Below are 17,226 nucleotides of genomic sequence, written 5' to 3'. Positions count from 1 at the left end.
GCAAATAAGAGCCTGTGAGGTAAACCGGAATGGAAGCCTTCGAGTTACGCTTGTGGGATGGACGATTGGGAAGATGGCTGACAGTGGATCCTTATGGGCAGTATTTTTCACCTTATTTAGGGATGGGTAACAATCCTATTAGCAGGATTGATCCGGATGGAGGAGCAGATGGTGATCCACAGATACCGCCGATATTGAGTGGAAATGCTCAGTTGGTTAGACAAAGTACAGAATATGCACCTGGTTCAGCGGCAAGTGTTCTGTCATATATTATTGAAGGTGTTGCTGTAGATGCTTATGTGTGTAGTTCTTCTTTAGCAATTGCTGAAGGTATTGGTGGAGCAGCTACAGCTGAAGGAGTTGCATCAGGGGCATTTGGTTCTGAGGCTTTTGGTGTTTTAATGAGCAGACTTGCAATGAGTTTTGCGGTTTTAGCGCCTTTGCTAGCTGTTAGTGATACACCAGAAGATGATAGTCCTCCGAAGGAAATGTACTTATATAGACATATGAGGTCAGTGGGAGGAATCCCTGAATTGGGAGAGTCTTTAAATACATTGGGATTAAGGGAGAAAGATGTAGATTATTTGAGTTCTAACGATAAGGTTGACATTGGATTTAAAAATGGATTATCGGTAACTTATGGTTATGGGGAAATTCCTCCTTCTGTGCCTTTTCAAGGAAAAACAACTGTTTTATTTAGAATTAAGTATACACATTTGTCTGCTCTTGGGTTATATGCACATCCAAAAGGTGGTGATCATGGACCAAGTGAATGGGCAATAGGGCCTGGTAGGACAATGACAGTTAAAGAATTTAAGACCACAATACAATTAACCGCGCCATTATGGAAACAAGTGAAGTAGAAAAAATTAAGATGGATTTAATGTCTAAATTGTCGTATCAAAATTTAAAAAATTTAGATGATCAAGAGTTTAAAGGATATGTGATTTCTTTATTTAGATGGCTTAATTGTTTTAAAATTAATGGTTTGAAACGTGAAGATTTAATTGAATGTATCGATGAAATTTATTATGAAGAATCAGATAAATTTGAAGATGATAAGGTGTTTGAGGATAGATTTTCAAATTTAGCCGAAGAAATTTCTGCATATTGTATTTCACCAACTTTTTGGGAATTAAATTTGGAAGATTATTTATTAAAATGGGATAAATGGTTTGAGCATAAAAAAAATAAAAATCAGTAATAAGATTATATTTGAAGAAGATGGTAGCGGACATGATAATTATATTACACCAGCTTTTTACAATAGTTGGAGACGAACACCAAAGAGACATAACAAGTGCATTGAATAATGCTTTTGAAAAATAAACAAAATAATCCCGGCGACCAGCTGGGATTTTTTATTAAAGTATTATTTTTACTTCATGTTCTTTCGGGATGCCGTTGCCCAACCAGCAAATCACCGATGCCAATTACCGTTATGCCTTCCAGGGACAGGAAATACGTAGTATTCACCGAACACTTATGTAAATAAGAGCCTGTGAGGTAAACCGGAATGGAAGCCTTTGAGTTGCGACTTTGGGACGGACGATTGGGAAGATGGCTGACGGTGGATCCTTATGGGCAATATTTTTTGCCTTATTTAGGGATGGGGAATAACCCGATTAGCCGAATTGATCCGGATGGGGGACATGATCTTGAATACAAAGATTTTAGTGCCTTCAAAAAATTTGATTTTATAGGTAGTGATTGGGGATGGCTGACTAAAAGTCAACTGTTTAATTATACTAAAGAAAATTACGGAAAAGGACTTTCAGATCCACAAATTGAGAATTTAGTAGGGAAAAAATTTGAAGGAGCTTGGAATAGATATGCTATTTCAAATTTAAGTGAAGTCAATTATAGATCTAATTCAACGCCCTATTATTCTGAATCCCGGGGTAGGAATGTTGTTCCTGATGGATTAGGCGATTTTAGACATGTAGAATATCCAAGGAATCAAAACGGTTTTCCAATGTTTTGGAAACGTCCAGTTGTTGATGTTAATGTTAGAGGTGGAATTTGGGTAGAAGTAAAAGCAAAAAATGGTAATATTTATAATTCAACTAGCCAAGGACAAATTGCGGGTCATATAGATGCAATGGGCAGAAATCCATTAATTAAGAAATATGGAGGTCAGTTGATTTTTGTAACCACTTCAAATGTTTCTATATCTTGGTCTGTCATAAGTGCTTCTTATAAAGTTCATGATGAGTTAGTGATTTCTCATGTAAAAGCTAAAGGTAGAATTAGTGATGGTAAACTTGAAATACAATATTATATGAATTCAGATGTTAGAGATGATGGAAAAAGTTTTCACAACATGAGTTTTTTGGGAGATTATGTTAAGTACTAAAAAATATTTGATCAGTTTTGTTCTATTTTTTAATTTTTCCTGTATTATGAAAGAAGAAAGTAAAGGGTATAAAATTTTAGAACCTAAAGAAGTGATTGATTATAGTCACCATAAATCAGGTCAGTTTTTAAAGCAATTAGACTTTAATGATGCTGTTATAGAACGTTTAAATGATGATACATTTCTTGTGATTGCTCAGTCAAATTATAAAGGGCTTTTGGTTTTCAAAGAAAATGACTTGAACTTCATGATAAAAAACAGTTCTTTTCCAATTTTAACTAACGATGATAATTTTTATTCATTAAACAGGGGTCATATTATAAATATTCAAAAGGATCTGGTTTTTTTTGAAAAAATTTTTGAGAAGGAAATGGGTTTAGAATTTGATTTTAACTTTTCAAATAATTTTTTATCTAAATTAAATGTAATCTTGAGAGGAAAAAAAATAAAGGAAAGAAAAGAGTTAGTTCCTATTTTGTCAATTTTGTTAGATGAGACTTTCAGAAGAGTTTTAAATAGAGAATGGTTTTTTGAAAAGCAATATAGTTTGAATCCGTTTTATATTCCATATATAAAAGATACTAGTGGGTTTAAGTTGAATACAACTAAGTTGATAAATGATGAATTGCTAAAAAAGAAAAGCATTGATATTGATATTCAGGAAGTTTTGATACAATTGATAGATGCCGATTTAATTCAAAGTGGATTTTCAAATATCGATAGAGTTGAGTTTCATGAAAAAGCGAGACTTGATTTTGAATCAAGTTATAAGTATTATTTGAGGCTATTGTTACCTCGATAACGGTGGCGATCATGAAAATGATATTAAGCCAGTAATTTGATAATATGTTTAACTTTTTTAAAAGGAAAAAGAATATTAAGCCGATTGGTACAATTGAGATCAATTTTTTTATCAATAGTTGAGGAACTACCTCAAAAATATGAGTTTATTAAAAAACAATTAAATGCTGATTTTTTAATTTCTTATAAACCAAATACTTTAAATTTTAAAGATTGGTATAGTTTTTTATTGAACTCAGAGCTTGAAAATGAATATCAAAACAAAAAGGTTAAAGCTTATTTTCAAATAAAAGGGATTAAGATTTTTAATTCAAGAACAGGAAAGTATGAGGATTTTATAATGTCTTTTTCTGAGGGTATTTTGATAGGGTTTTATGTTGAAAATATTAATTTGGATATTTATGACATTACAAAAACAGATGTTTCAGGATTATTTGAAAAACATTTTGAGAATAAAGATTTAGAAGAGTTGAAAAGAATATTAGGAGATATTCCTTTAAATATAGCAGATTTATTGGATGTAAATGATACTTTTAAAATTGAAACTCCTAAGGATTCTTTTTATGTAATTAAAGACTTGAAAGATGGTAATTATTTATCAGTTGATACTCAAGGTGCTGTATTTGGAATGATTCATGATCCATATGAAGTTGAAAAATTATTCGATAATAAAGAAGATTTCTACGAGGCATTAAATTCAGGAAAATTTAGTATTTCTGAATATTGTGATAAAAAAATGTCATGAGGATGTGTTTATTTATGGGAGACGAACACCAAAGAGACATAACAAATGCATAGAATAGCGCTTTTGAAAAATAAACAAAATAATCCCGACCATTAACCGGGATTATTTATTAAAAAAGTATTTTTGTTTTACGTTCTTTCGGGATGCCGTTGCCTAACCAGCAAATCACTGATGCCAATCACCGTTACGCTTTCCAGGGACAGGAAATACGTAGTATTCACCGAACTCCTATTAAAATATAAAACAGTGAGGTAAAAAGATCCTGAATTGCGGAGCACTCACCGAACACTTATGTAAATAAGAGCCTGTGAGGTAAACCGGTATGGAAGCCTTTGAGTTGCGTTTGTGGGACGGACGATTGGGAAGATGGCTGACAGTGGATCCAATGGGGCAATATTTTTCGCCTTATTTAGGAATGGGTAATAATCCTATCAGTAGGATTGACCCGGATGGAGGAGCTGATGGAGATCCGCCGTTGTTTACTACGGCTGCAGCTGGATATAAGCCTGTTAGGGTATATGGACCACAGCTGGATGGTGCTGACATGGGTTATGATTTGCCAATGGTTGCTGTTGAAGGCAGAAGAAGTTTGAGCTTTTTGCAAGATTTGGCAAAAGATAATTGGTTAAAGGATTTAAGAAATTTCACCAGTGTTTGGGCCGATGAAAATATTAGACAGCCCATAGTTAGTGAACTAGATCCTATTAGGGAAGAGTTTTCGAAAGCGAGAAAAGATAATCATGATATTCTTCATGAAAAACTGGGTCCTTTATATGAATTACAAGCAAAAATAGGCGGAGGTGCTGCTTCAAGTTTATTAATTGGTAGATCGATGCTTACTCGTGTTGCAGCAGAGGCTACAGTAGAGGCAGGAGGGGTTACCTTAGCAGTTGTAGGTGCCGGACCAGATGTTTCTTTAGCTTCGGGATATATCGCAAGCTATAGGAATTTGGCCCCTGGTTATACGGATTTTGTTATGCATGGTTCAGAGTTTAGAAAACTGAATTTTTATCAATTTAACAGATTACTTACCAAAAAAGGTGTAACAGGAAATGTTAGATTGTGGGTTTGTAGAGCCGGTGAAAATAGACGTGCTATGGAATTATTGGCAAAGAAGAGAGGGGTTAGAATTCAATTTTCTGAAGCTGAAATATTAGTAGGTAAAGGTTATTATAAATTTTTAGACGGTTCTACTATGTTTGATTTGGTTACACCATAAATATAATAAATAATATAAAATGAAACGGATTATCGTTAATTTAAATAAAACAGTACTAAATGTTTATGTGGTGACGGATGATTATCTTAAAGAGTGTTTTGAGCATATAGAGCCTGTTGATAGAGGATTGTCAAGATACTTAGATGAATCAGGTTATTTCAGTATTTTACTTGATACTAATTATGATATTTTTGAGAAGAATACCATAAGTGATTTTAGGACATTAAGAACTGATGGTTATTGGATCTGGAGTGCTGATTTAAATTATTATTATGAAAAATTTGGATTTAAATGGCCTCAAGAATTTGTTGCTTTTTGTAAAAGTAATAAAGTTTCAAATTTAAGTGATTCATTACTTGATCAGATTTTAATAAAGTATTCGGCAACAATTATGTTTTTGCAGCATGGTTTGAGTGATGAAAATTCAGAAATATATCCATTTAACGAAATTGAATTGAGGTGAAGGATGAAGATCACCAAAAGATACTGGATTAGCTACTTGATATTGTTTTTAAATAGAAATAAATAATCCCGGCAACCAGCCGGGATTATTTATTTAAAAAGTATTTTTGTTTTACGTTCTTTCGTGATGCCGTTGCCTAACAGCAAATCACGGATGCCAATTACCGTTATGCCTTCCAGGGACAGGAGGAAGACCCGGAGACCGGAATGGAAGCATTCGAGTTGCGATTGTGGGATGGACGATTGGGACGATGGTTGACTGTTGACCCTATGAAGGAGTTTCATTCTCCTTATGTTGGTATGGGGAATAATCCTATGAAGTATATTGATATTAACGGTGGTGAAATAGTTGTTAATGCGCCTAATGTTGAATCTTATACATATAGAGATGGTGAACTGTATAGTATGACGGATAAAAAAGTATACTCAGGAAATGATCCATTTTTAATTGAAATGAAGAAGAGTATAAGAACTTTGGAATTATCTGATGCTCCCTTTAGCGACTCTGTGAAAAGAGGTCCAGGAATTATAACAGCTACATTAATTAAGGATATGATAGATAGTAAAAATGAGCAGTATGGAATAAATTATACTGACCAGGATAATTATACTTCAGGAGACCAAATATTTATTAATCCTAATCTCTCGCCGAGTATTTCATCTGTTAAAAAAGGGATGAATAAGTATGATGAAAAATTAAAAAGAAAAAGACCCACTGTAATTGCAGTTGCTCATGAGCTTGGGCACGCTTTTGATAATATGAATAAAGTATCATCTCGAAAACCTTGGTATGAATATGAAAGTAATGAAGAAGGAAAACCAAATAATGTAATGAGTAATCAAGAAAGATTTGCTAGCGCAGTAGAAAACATGTATAGAGGAAGGTTAAATTTAGAGTTAAGAAACTTTTACGATGTTACTAATTCTAAATCATTGTTAATTAATCAATTATTTCAAAGTATTTGGATAGACTCAAATGGAAATGAACAAAAATGTGATTGTGGTAATTAGGGCTTTTGTTTTTCTTAGCTTGGTGTTTTTTCAAAGTTGTTCATCAACTTTAGAAGCTACCTTATTAAAGCAGGTTAATCAAATTCAGGGTAGGAAATTTGCCAATTCCAGAAGTGAAAAATCTGTTTTTATAAAAGAATGCAGGAAAAAATTATTTAGTCATTTTTTAAAAGAACCAATGTCTGATAAAAAATACTATATTGTTGAAAGTTATTCACTTGAACATTCTCTTAGAATTATGGTTTCGGCAATAATGGTAGATGGTAAGGTAAGCTATTATGTCTATAATTCTAAAACCGATATGGTTGAAAACTTATACGTTATGAATAAGTATGAAAAGGCATTTTATGATGAAGTATTTGAATTGGCACAAAAAAAGAATTACACTAAATTAGAACAGCTACATTTGGAAGAATCGCGAAGATTAAGTCATTCAAGTGCTTGTTATTTAATAGAATTGAATTTTATTAAAGATGTTTTCGAAGTTGAGAATAATATTTACTTTGAGAGTTTTGGTTCCCAGCCCAAATAAACTATTGTAACACGGGTGATAAACCCCAAAGAAACATAACAAGTGCATTGAATAATGCTTTTGAGAAATAAACAAAATAATCCCGGCTATCGTCGGGATTATTTATTAAAGAGGTATTTTTGCTTTACGTTCTTTCGGGATGCCGTTGCCCAACCAGCAAATCACCGATGCCAATTACCGCTACGCGTTCCAAGGACAGGAGAAAGATCCTGAAACCGGAATGGAAGCCTTTGAGTTGCGTTTATGGGACGGACGATTAGGGAGATGGTTGACGGTGGATCCTTATGGACAGTATTTCTCGCCTTATTTAGGAATGGGTAATAATCCTATTAGTAGGATTGATCCGGATGGGGGGATGGATGGAGATCCACCTTTGTTTACCACGGCTGCGCAGTCGCAACCTGTAAGAGTATATGGTCCGCAGCAGGATGGTGCTGAGATGGGTTATTCATTACCTGATATTGCTGTTCAAGGTAGTCACAAATTAAGTAGAAATTGGCTGCAAGATTTAAGAGAAGATAATTGGTTAAAGGATTTAAGAGAAGATAATTGGTTAAAGGATTTAAGAAATTTTACAAGTGCGTGGGCTGATGAAAATATTCGTCCACTTTTACAAGTTCCTGAAGAAAGTAGATTGTTTAATGAACAACTTAGAGAATTTTATAGTGAACAAGTTGGGAATGTATATAAAGCAGGTGCAGAATATGGACTACTAGGTTCAGGTTTAGGAACAGGACGTATAGGTTCTTCCTTTAGTAAAGTAAAAAAAGTTGCAAATTTTCAGTATGAGTGGGCAGGACATCTTACGCCTTGGATTAAAATGGCGAAGAATGAAGAAAGGGCATTTCAACATAGTTATACAAGACACTTTGCAGAACTTGGACTTCCAAACTTTCAAAAAACTAAAGGTACCATACTTCAAGTTATGTTTAATTTTAAAGTTTCTAGAATTCGGAATGCTGGATTAAATGGCTTTTTTAGATCTAAAGAACTAGTTAAAGGAGTTAGAACTACTGTTAATAGAACGGAACCTGTAATTGATGGGCAAAGATATTTTTATTATGAAACCCTTGATGGTAAATTTGTTAGTGTTGGAAAAATGTAATAATCAAAATTTATAATTTTTATGCCACAATATATTGAATCATATTATTTAGTAAACAATAGAGAATCTAAACTTATTTTGAATTTTATTGGAAATCATACTATTGTAAAAAAAGAGACTACTGACGAATACCCTGTTCCTCAATATTCAAATTTTACTGAAAGAACCTTTACTTCTGATAAAGAATTGCTAATCTTTTTAGAAGAAAATCAAAATTATGAATATGATATTTATTGGCAGAATGAAAATGAGGAATCCATAATAAGACAATTTAGTGTGCACTTTACAGATGATGGAAAAATGATAATTGGGGTGGCAATAGAAGGAAATGAACTTAATTCTAAAAATAGTGTTGAATTGTTTAATGAGATAAAAAACTATTTAAGTTCGTCAATTGCATGTATAACATCAGAGGAACCTCCACCAAATAATTCTATTGAATTTGCAAATTTTTGTAACGAAAGATTTATACCGTTATAAGTTAGAATGTCCAGAGGAGAAGAATACCAAAGAGACATAAAAAGTGCATCTAATTACGCTTTTTAAATAAATGGAGACGAACACCAAAGAACATAGCAAGTACATTGAATAACGCTTTTGAAAAATAAATAAAATAATCCCGGTCATATGCCGGGATTTTTATTAAATATTATTTTTACTTTACGTTCTTTCGGAATGCCGTTGCTTAAATTGCAAATTACTGATACCAATTACCGTTATGTCTTCCATGGACAGGAAATACGTAGTATTCACCGAACTCCTATTGAAAATATGAAACAGTGAGGTAGAAAGACCCGGAATTGCGGAGCACTCACCGAACACTTATGTAAATAAGAGTCTGTGAGGTAAACCGGAATGGAAGCCTTCGAGTTACGCTTGTGGGACGGACGATTGGGAAGATGGCTGACGGTGGATCCTATGGGGCAGTATTTCTCGCCTTATCTTGGGATGGGGAATAACCCGATTAGTAGGGTAGATCCGGATGGGGGAATGGATGGTGAGCCGGAAGATCCACCAATTGAGGATGGCTGCGTTTTCTTTCCTACTGAGGAAGGATATATTACAGGTAGTAGTATAAGTGATTGGCAGAATTTAGATTATCAGGTATTTAATGATTTTGTCAAGAATAATTATTGTCAAGGAGGTGATGAATACCAAAGAGATATAACAAGTGCATTGAATAACGCTTTTGAAAAATAAACAAAATAATCTCGGTCATATGCCGGGATTATTTATTAAAGAAGTGTTTTTTTGCACTTTATTCGGGATTTTATTGTCTGACATGCAATCGCCTGTATGATTTCCTGAGGCTTTAAATGGTTGTCTTTCGGGAAATTTACAAATGCTGAAATTATTTAAATGCTAAAAAATGTAATTGTAGTAAATGAAAAGAATAATAGTTTTACTGATTTTGCTTAGTTTTTATTCCTGTTCAGTTTATGATAGAAAACTGAAGAGTTTGGCAAGTCAAATCGAAGCTGAAAGCAAAATAGGATATGCTTTTAAGCCTAAAAAGATTGAGAGAGATACATTCAGGGTAGTTAAAAACAGAAATATCAAGTTGCGTCTGGAAACTTTTCTGGATAATAAAAAGCAAATGCTTGAAAGTAAAAAGGAAACTTTTTATTTAATCGAAAGTTACGATTATGATTGGGGGGTAAGTTATGCTAATTATATTAGTATTGATGATGCAGTGGTCAGGTATGATAAAGATAGGGCTTTGTTAAAGCTTACAAAAGATACTGCTTATGGTAATGGTGAGGTTTATGTTAATCAAATAATAAAAAAATTAAATGTAAGAGATAAAGTTTATTTTAAAAATATGTCTCATTACGATAAAAAAAAATATTGTTGGATCACTTACCATATTTATGAAATAGACAGAAAAACATTGAAACTGATGAATCATTTTACAATTGTTTGTTTTGATCTTGATGAGGTTCCTAATTAAAGGGATTTTTATTTTAGGTTTTATCAGGATCTTTTGATTTTTGAAAGATGCTAACCGAATGGAGAGCTTATCCTTTACGAACAATTATGGGAAAATACCGTTATGGAAAAAGTTTTTATTTTAGAACATATTTATGATTATCTCGGGACTGAAGAAATAAAATTTATCGGTATTTTCAGCAGTATTGTAAAAGCGGAAGAAGCCATTCTTTTTTTAAAGGATCTGCCAGGGTTCAATAAGTATGCTGCTGATTGTTTCAAAATCAGTGAAAATAAATTGGATGATTTTGAATGGAAAACCGGTTTTGTCGGTTGGGATGATGCTATTGTGTAAAAGGAATAATGATAAGAAATTATTTTGTAGGCAAAGTTTTATGTATTGTTGCTGCTTTTGGGAGGTACTATCCTTTCAAGGTTTTTAGTTTTTGAAAATATGCCTAAGGCTTTTGAGAATGATTCGAGTTTTTGAACCGGAAAATAGATAAAATGGAATTTTGCTTTCCTTTTTTGTGAAAAATTTTGTAGTCAAAAATATATTAAAAAAATAATCAGATGCAATTGCGAATGTTTTGAAGAAGAACTAGTTTTGCGCAAAAAATAGTATAATGGAAAAATTAGGCTTTCTGAAAGGATTGATGACAGGGAAAAGATTACCGGTTGTTTTAGGTGCAGCGGCATTATTGTTGAGTTTATTCGGGTTGTTCAAGAGTTATAACAGTTCGGATTTAGTTTATGTTGATGTAAATAAATTGATCCAAGGATATAAAAGAACGGCTGGTGCCAAAGCTGAATTCGATAAAAAAGCAGCTACCATGAAGGCTAATATTGACTCTTTGGTAGCCGGATGGCAAAATGAATTGAAAGCTTACGAAAAAGAGCGTGCCTCTTTATCTCCAAAAGAATTGAAGTTGAAGCAGGAATTGTTAGGTAACAAGCAACAGCAAATCAACGGATATCAGGAAGCAATCCAAAAACAAATCCAGGAAGAGGATAAGAAAATTACACAAACCGTAATCAATGAAATCAATGATTACGTGAAAGAATACGGAAAAAAACACGGTTACAAAATCATTTTCGGAGCAAGCGGTGGCGGAAACATCATGTATGCTGATGAGTCAAGTGATTTGACCGAAGATGTATTAAAAGGTTTGAATGCAGAGTATGAAGGTAAAAAATAGTATTTTACTTTTTCTTTGCGTATTATTCATTTCTTCTTGCGGAAAATCATTTGATTCGCAGGAAGAAATGACTGCTTTTATCACTGATGAAGATAACGGATATCAGTACAAAAAAACGGTGAACGGAGTTGATTATACATTGCAATACCGTCCTACCGATTTACTGGTTAAGCAAGAGTTGTCCGATAAGTATACTGATAAACAGGTAGAAGATCTCCGAAAACAATATGGCAAATACATTTACTTCAATTTGTCCATGTCAAAGAACAATCAGGAATTGCTAAACGGACTGGCGCGTGATAAAGAACGCTTCGGGCAGATGGTTAATGATCTTGCATTCGGAATGGAAGAAAAAGTACATTTGTTTACTCCGAAGAAAGATACACTGGCCATGGCCGATTTCATTTATCCGCGTATGTACGGCATGACTGATGCCACTACTTTAATGATTGTCTACCCGAGAGATGAAAAATTCATGCAGGAAGAGTATCTGAACTTCACGATTGAAGATTTAGGACTGGATACCGGTGAAATAAAATTCAAAGTCAAAACCAGCGAGCTGAAAGACGAACCCCAATTACGATTTTAATATAATATATGAATACAAATCAAAAATTCAGAAGAACAATTGCTACGTTCTTCTTAATGATTTTTTTACCTACGTTGGTGCCTGCTAATCTGTATGCTTCAAATAACGGACCCAATGCTTTTGAAGCGGCCAGTTTTGAACCGGTTGATGCGGCAGATATGGTCAATCTGGCAACTGGCGATTTATCTTATGTAATGCCGCTATTGAATGTGCCATCGCCTGAAGGAGGTTATCCTTTGGCATTGTCATATAAAGCAGGTGTGGCTATGGATCAGGAAGCTTCATGGGTTGGTATGGGTTGGTCCCTTAATCCAGGAGCTATAAACCGTTTTGTGAACGGCTATGCTGATGACATGTCTTTCGGTATTGATCACGGCTTTGTGTATGACAAAGGACAGGAACTGGATATGTATAATATTGGTCTTGGGGCTAATATTGCCGGTATAACGGCGGGTTTGGGTGCGTATTGGGGAAGTAACAGGACTTTTGGAGGAAGTGTTACTCTTGGGTATGGCCCTGCAGTGGGAACATTTACTGGAGGTAGTGGTGGAACCGGTTTTACCATGGGTTATGCCAATACAGTTGAAGATGAAATGGAAAGTTTTGCGGATTTTTCATTAAAAACCTTCAAAAAAACAGGCAACATGAGTTCTACAGGAGCATCAAGCCAAGGGATGGGGTTTAATAACATGAGCGGATCTGCAACTGTGGATGATTATAATATAAATTCATCTGAGAAATCATTTGCTTTGTCATACGGTATTGGTTATGTTTATTTTGGACACAGACGTGTTTCCTATAATTTATTCAAACAGTTTACAAATGTTTATTCAGGGGGATTGTACGCTGATAATCCGTTTTCGACCTCTTTTTCGTTTTTAAATAAAGAATATACTAAAAATTTTGATAATACGCGTGTTGTTTTGTCTGATGGTAACATGCTTAATTTTTTGGATGATAAAATGCTGGAGCGAGGAAATGACCTTTTTTTATTGCCCAGTAAGGATAAGTTTATTGTTAACGCACAAGGTATCAGCGGTAGAATTTCATCGATGTTTAATGAGGAATTCAGGCTGACAAATAATCTTAAGGCTTATGCAAATTTAGATTATAATGAGGTTGCTGTTTTTGGTAAATACAATGGAGATATTATAGATTTGGATATGAAATTGAATTCAAAATTATTTTTTGAATTTGAAGGTCAAAATTCCTCTTTTCTTAGAATTGACAGAGATAATATAGTAAGAGATTTGAGTCGTGAAACAACTATATCCGGTAGTCCTTCTTTTCGTGCATTTAAGTTTTCAAAGACAAATTCTTCCAGTCTTTACAATGAAAATGTAACACCAGACGGGAATGCAACCAAAGTAGGTAACCGGAAAAGAACAGGTAAATATGTTGAAGCTTTAACCAATCAGCAAATTCTATCTTCAGGAGCATCATTAAACTTTATTGAATCTAAAAATCTTAACAGATCCAATGCTGAAATTTATTTGCCGGAGTCTATTGGTGGATTTAAGATTACTGATATAGACGGAAAGACCTATCATTATTCTTTACCGGTAATCAATTTTGAGTCCTGGTATAAAAATTATAAGGCAGGGGTTAATGAAGATGATAATTTCTATGAAAATGAAAGAGATGAGCCATATGTTACCGACTGGTTGTTAACGGCTGTTACCGGTCCGGATTATGTAGATATTAATAACGATAATAAACTGGATAAAGGTGATTATGGTTACTGGGTTGAACTGGAATATGGAAAATGGTCTGACGGGTATATCTGGCAAACCAATTCGGGACAGGATGAGTTGGTTAAAGGAGATATGAATAATCCTGACCGTTCCGAATACTACCGTGGCCGGAAACAAGTTTACTATCTTGATGCCATAAAAACCAGAACCCATACAGCTTATTTTGTTAAAAGTATACGGAAAGATGCTGTTGGGAAAGAGTTGAAAAAGTATAAGGCAAAAGCGGCTTCACTACAAAGTTTTAATAAACTGGAGAATTCTAATGTTATTTCTTCCAATGAATTTCAAAGTTGTAAGGAAGAAAATCCAAATGATCAAATATGGAAAATTCATCCGGATATGTATAATCTACCTAAAACGTATCAGAGCTGGAATGTTATTAATTATAAAGGATTCAGGAAAAATTATGTTTACATGGATTTTCCAAAGCATTATTCCCTGAGGCTGGATAAAATACTATTGGTAAAAAATGATGCGGTGAACTTGAATAAGGCAGCCGGTCAGGGATTAGTCAGTCAGCTGGAGACTGAAGCTTATTCATCTAAAACAACCAGAGCTTTTAAGATTACACATGCTTTGTTTAATTCATCCTGGCATGATGATCTTGACGGAACTTATACCGGTAACGATAATCCTTTACGGAAAATAGATGTACATTGCAGTCAGAATGTATTGGATGTTAATGATTTGACAGGTGTTACTTATAAGGATGCAGTTGTCAAAGAGGTTGATTTGATCTATGATCCCAATTACCCGATTAAGCCAGGTAGTAATACCTCAGGAGCAGTCAATAAAGGTAACTTAACTTTGCAAAAGTTGAGTTTTTTAGGTAAAGAGTGTGAAAAGTATTTACCGGATTATGAATTCGCATACAAATCTGCCGGTACTCCATTTGATGCTGGACAGGAAGATGATTGGGGTTATCATAAAACGAATCCAGAGGCCTGGAGTTTAAGTGAAATCAGGAATCCTTTAGGGAGTAAGGTTAATATCGAATATGAGACGGACGATTATTCCAATGTGGGTGTAATGTCTTCCCGTTTGTTTTCAAAAGGAATACGGTTTGCAATCACCAAGAATACGACTACCAACAAACTTGTATTTAAAGTTACAAGGAATACCCACTTGGAAGATAATGTTATTGATGATTTTACCAATTTCAGGGATTATTTTACAGTAGGCGGTAAAACCAGTCTGGATATGTTTATTTGCCGTAAGAGTAAGTATGGCGGTGGTAACAACACCAGGGAAGCGCGTTTGGATTTGAAGAATGTTCTTGCAGACGTTACGGATGTTGCCGATGATTATGCAACATTTGAACTTCCTGATTCAAATGCTTATTGGGATTTTATAGATCAAGACCGGTACTGGATTTTAAACCGGATCTTTTCACTTGATGATGTAAGGCATATCAGTAGTGGAAATCTCGATGGTGTTATTATGAGGAATTCCGGAGAGCGAAAATGTCCGGCCTGGAGAAATGATTATGATAACGATGATGTTAATTTTCATTATAAGTTAGCATCAACTAAGACACCTGGCAAGGGAAGCGGCGGCGGATTGCGTGTGAAAAGCCTGGCAGTTATAAATAACGGACAAATAGCAAGTCAACAGAAGTATTATTATAACTCACCCGGTTCCGGTAAAAACAAATCAGACGCTAATTATGTTTCTTCCGGTTCGACATCTTATGTGCCTTTCAAATATCAGGTAGTTTTGCCTTATGCTTCTCTTTTGCCGGGAGCAAATGTATTGTATCAAAATGTAGCCGTACAGGATTATGGGGCAAACGGGAAGTTGATCAATACGGCCGAGTACCAGTTTAATACGTTTGGTAATACAGCTGATGATCCTAATTCAATTTTTAACTTAGGTGATAAGTTGTACATTAAAAAGAAGCAAGATGATAAAATACCGTTCAATTATGTTGAGAACGGTAATACAAGGAATCATGAGCTTTTACTTAAAAGTTTTAAAATTGAGAACTGGTTGGCTACTATCGGTAATCTGGTTTCGGTTAAAAATTATAATAAGGAAAATCAATTGCTGAACAGCAAGAAATTCAATTACAAAACCAATCTTGATGCAGACGGTACTTCCGGCGTTGCACAGGAATCTTTTATGACTAAGTATACAATTTACAGAGATGTTACGCCAAGTAATATTGTAAGTGCCGAGTATTATGCGATGTCTGTGGGGGATGTTAAATATCCTTCTGTTTTGGCCTCGGTAGAGAGCCAGAGTGGTGGTCAGATTGTTAAATCCTATTTTGATAAGTATGATTTCTTAACGGGTATTCCTTTGGAAACCAGAACAGAAATAGTTGGAGGTAAAAGCTTTAAATCTAAATCATTGCCGGCTTATGTTAAATATGGTAAGATGGGGTCTAAAATTGATAACAGCAATAACCGTAACATGCTTTCACAAACAGCTGCAGGGTATTCTTATATTTATGATCCGACAGATGCAATTAAACCATGGAAAGAAACGGGTGTGGGCATCACGACCTGGAGTAATGAATGGATTTATCAAGATGTTGATGGAAGTCAGATAACACCTGCAACAGATAAAGAAAAAATCTGGCGCAAGCACAAAATCATTGTATGGGATGGAGTAAGGGACAATAATGGTATTTTTCAGGATTATAACCAAAACGTTGATAACGATTTCTGGACCATTGGTGTGGGTTCACAACCATTGAAATGGAGACAAATTTCAGAGATAACCGGATATAATCATTACTCAGTTCCTTTAGAAGTTAAGAATGTTATAAGTGACACTTATGTGGCCTCTAAAATGGGGGTTTCTGATACAAAAGTAATTTGTGAAGGAAGTGCAAAATATAACGAGTTGTATTATTCAGGTCTTGAAAATATTGATAGTCAGGGTGTTTGGCTTGAGCCTGGAATGTACCTTGAAGGCACCGGCAGAGATAATGCAAAATCACATACGGGTAATTATTGTGTGACCTTAAGCAGTCTTTCCAAACTGAATATTGATTTAATTAAAGATGGGCAAGGGCATAAAGCAGGTAAGTATAAGCTGAATGTGTGGGTTCATAAAGACAATGCTTCAGATGCAAGGGTTTTGGTTAATGGTACAATAGATACCTTTAATGGCCCAAGCAAGCAAGCCGGAGACTGGATACTTAAAACACATTACCTGACTCTTAACGGTAGTACTGCTGAAAAAGTTTCCTTGACCAGTAAAGAAGGGACTACGGTAAGTTATGACGATATCATGCTCCGTCCAATTACTTCATCGGCTACCGGTTATGTATATAATGAACGTGATGAACTCGTTTTTGTGATTGGCAATAATGGTCTTGGGTCACAGTTTTGGTATGATAAAGCAGGTCGTTTGGTTAAAACGTATGTTGAAGTATTTGACGATCAGGCTAATGGATTGACGGGCGGTTTCAAGCTTTCGTCAGAAAACAAGACGAAATACAAAAATTTGTAAAAAGCCTTAAAAATAGTTTTGTAAATAAAAAAGATATATTAATTTTGAAAGCATAAGGAGGA

17 protein-coding genes are annotated in these 17,226 nt (G+C 34.5%); all 17 read left to right on the top strand.

What is annotated here, in order from left to right:
• Positions 1 to 29 precede the first annotated feature (29 nt).
• The 17 genes from NAT51_RS19280 to NAT51_RS19200 all read left to right on the top strand — a co-directional run bounded on the left by NAT51_RS19280 (position 30) and on the right by NAT51_RS19200 (position 17,164).
• Positions 30 to 863 carry a hypothetical protein gene (locus NAT51_RS19280; RefSeq protein ID WP_250601691.1) on the top strand — a complete coding sequence of 278 codons (834 nt, stop codon included), beginning with the start codon at positions 30 to 32 and terminating at the stop codon, positions 861 to 863.
• Positions 845 to 1,204 (top strand): hypothetical protein, encoded by a 360-nt coding sequence (locus NAT51_RS19275; protein WP_250601689.1) that lies wholly within the window; start codon positions 845 to 847, stop codon positions 1,202 to 1,204. The genes NAT51_RS19280 and NAT51_RS19275 overlap by 19 nt, the downstream gene beginning before the upstream one ends.
• A gap of 312 nt (positions 1,205 to 1,516) precedes the next feature.
• Positions 1,517 to 2,356 carry an RHS repeat-associated core domain-containing protein gene (locus NAT51_RS19270; RefSeq protein ID WP_250601688.1) on the top strand — a complete coding sequence of 280 codons (840 nt, stop codon included), beginning with the start codon at positions 1,517 to 1,519 and terminating at the stop codon, positions 2,354 to 2,356.
• 46 nt (positions 2,357 to 2,402) lie between these two features.
• On the top strand, positions 2,403 to 3,158 hold the full coding sequence (locus tag NAT51_RS19265; RefSeq protein WP_250601686.1) for a hypothetical protein: 756 nt from the start codon (positions 2,403 to 2,405) through the stop codon (positions 3,156 to 3,158).
• Positions 3,159 to 3,251: 93 nt separating this feature from the next.
• The gene (locus tag NAT51_RS19260) at positions 3,252 to 3,902 is read left to right on the top strand and encodes a hypothetical protein (protein WP_250601684.1); all 651 of its coding nucleotides are present in this window, start codon (positions 3,252 to 3,254) and stop codon (positions 3,900 to 3,902) included.
• A gap of 322 nt (positions 3,903 to 4,224) precedes the next feature.
• Entirely contained in the window at positions 4,225 to 5,121 is an 897-nt protein-coding gene (locus tag NAT51_RS19255; protein WP_250601676.1) for an RHS repeat-associated core domain-containing protein, read from the top strand.
• A 19-nt stretch (positions 5,122 to 5,140) separates the two neighbouring features.
• Positions 5,141 to 5,584: a hypothetical protein gene (locus NAT51_RS19250; protein WP_250601674.1), complete on the top strand. Its 444-nt coding sequence runs from the start codon at positions 5,141 to 5,143 to the stop codon at positions 5,582 to 5,584.
• A gap of 146 nt (positions 5,585 to 5,730) precedes the next feature.
• Positions 5,731 to 6,594 (top strand): RHS repeat-associated core domain-containing protein, encoded by an 864-nt coding sequence (locus tag NAT51_RS19775; RefSeq protein WP_317245808.1) that lies wholly within the window; start codon positions 5,731 to 5,733, stop codon positions 6,592 to 6,594.
• Positions 6,566 to 7,126 (top strand): hypothetical protein, encoded by a 561-nt coding sequence (locus NAT51_RS19240; protein WP_250601670.1) that lies wholly within the window; start codon positions 6,566 to 6,568, stop codon positions 7,124 to 7,126. The genes NAT51_RS19775 and NAT51_RS19240 overlap by 29 nt, the downstream gene beginning before the upstream one ends.
• 139 nt (positions 7,127 to 7,265) lie before the next feature.
• Positions 7,266 to 8,231, top strand: coding sequence for an RHS repeat-associated core domain-containing protein (locus NAT51_RS19235; RefSeq protein WP_250601668.1), 966 nt, complete (start codon positions 7,266 to 7,268; stop codon positions 8,229 to 8,231).
• A 21-nt stretch (positions 8,232 to 8,252) separates the two neighbouring features.
• Positions 8,253 to 8,711, top strand: a complete 459-nt coding sequence (locus NAT51_RS19230; protein WP_250601666.1) for a hypothetical protein — start codon at positions 8,253 to 8,255, stop codon at positions 8,709 to 8,711.
• A gap of 375 nt (positions 8,712 to 9,086) precedes the next feature.
• Positions 9,087 to 9,431, top strand: a complete 345-nt coding sequence (locus NAT51_RS19225) for an RHS repeat-associated core domain-containing protein (RefSeq protein WP_250601664.1) — start codon at positions 9,087 to 9,089, stop codon at positions 9,429 to 9,431.
• Between the two features lie 184 nt (positions 9,432 to 9,615).
• Complete coding sequence (locus tag NAT51_RS19220; RefSeq protein ID WP_250601662.1) at positions 9,616 to 10,182, top strand: hypothetical protein; 567 nt, start codon at positions 9,616 to 9,618, stop codon at positions 10,180 to 10,182.
• Positions 10,183 to 10,284: 102 nt separating this feature from the next.
• Positions 10,285 to 10,515: a DUF7336 domain-containing protein gene (locus NAT51_RS19215; protein WP_250601660.1), complete on the top strand. Its 231-nt coding sequence runs from the start codon at positions 10,285 to 10,287 to the stop codon at positions 10,513 to 10,515.
• A gap of 271 nt (positions 10,516 to 10,786) precedes the next feature.
• Positions 10,787 to 11,359, top strand: coding sequence for an OmpH family outer membrane protein (locus tag NAT51_RS19210; RefSeq protein ID WP_250601657.1), 573 nt, complete (start codon positions 10,787 to 10,789; stop codon positions 11,357 to 11,359).
• Positions 11,343 to 11,948 (top strand): hypothetical protein, encoded by a 606-nt coding sequence (locus tag NAT51_RS19205; protein ID WP_250601655.1) that lies wholly within the window; start codon positions 11,343 to 11,345, stop codon positions 11,946 to 11,948. The genes NAT51_RS19210 and NAT51_RS19205 overlap by 17 nt, the downstream gene beginning before the upstream one ends.
• A gap of 8 nt (positions 11,949 to 11,956) precedes the next feature.
• A complete protein-coding gene (locus NAT51_RS19200; protein WP_250601653.1) occupies positions 11,957 to 17,164 on the top strand; it encodes a hypothetical protein in 5,208 nt (1,735 codons plus the stop codon).
• The last annotated feature ends 62 nt before the right edge of the window (positions 17,165 to 17,226 follow it).

The organism is Flavobacterium amniphilum (assembly GCF_023634845.1).
GTDB classification, from domain to species: Bacteria; Bacteroidota; Bacteroidia; order Flavobacteriales; family Flavobacteriaceae; genus Flavobacterium; species Flavobacterium amniphilum.
Note: the sequence above shows the minus strand (reverse complement) of the source record. Positions and strands in the feature narration are given on the sequence as shown.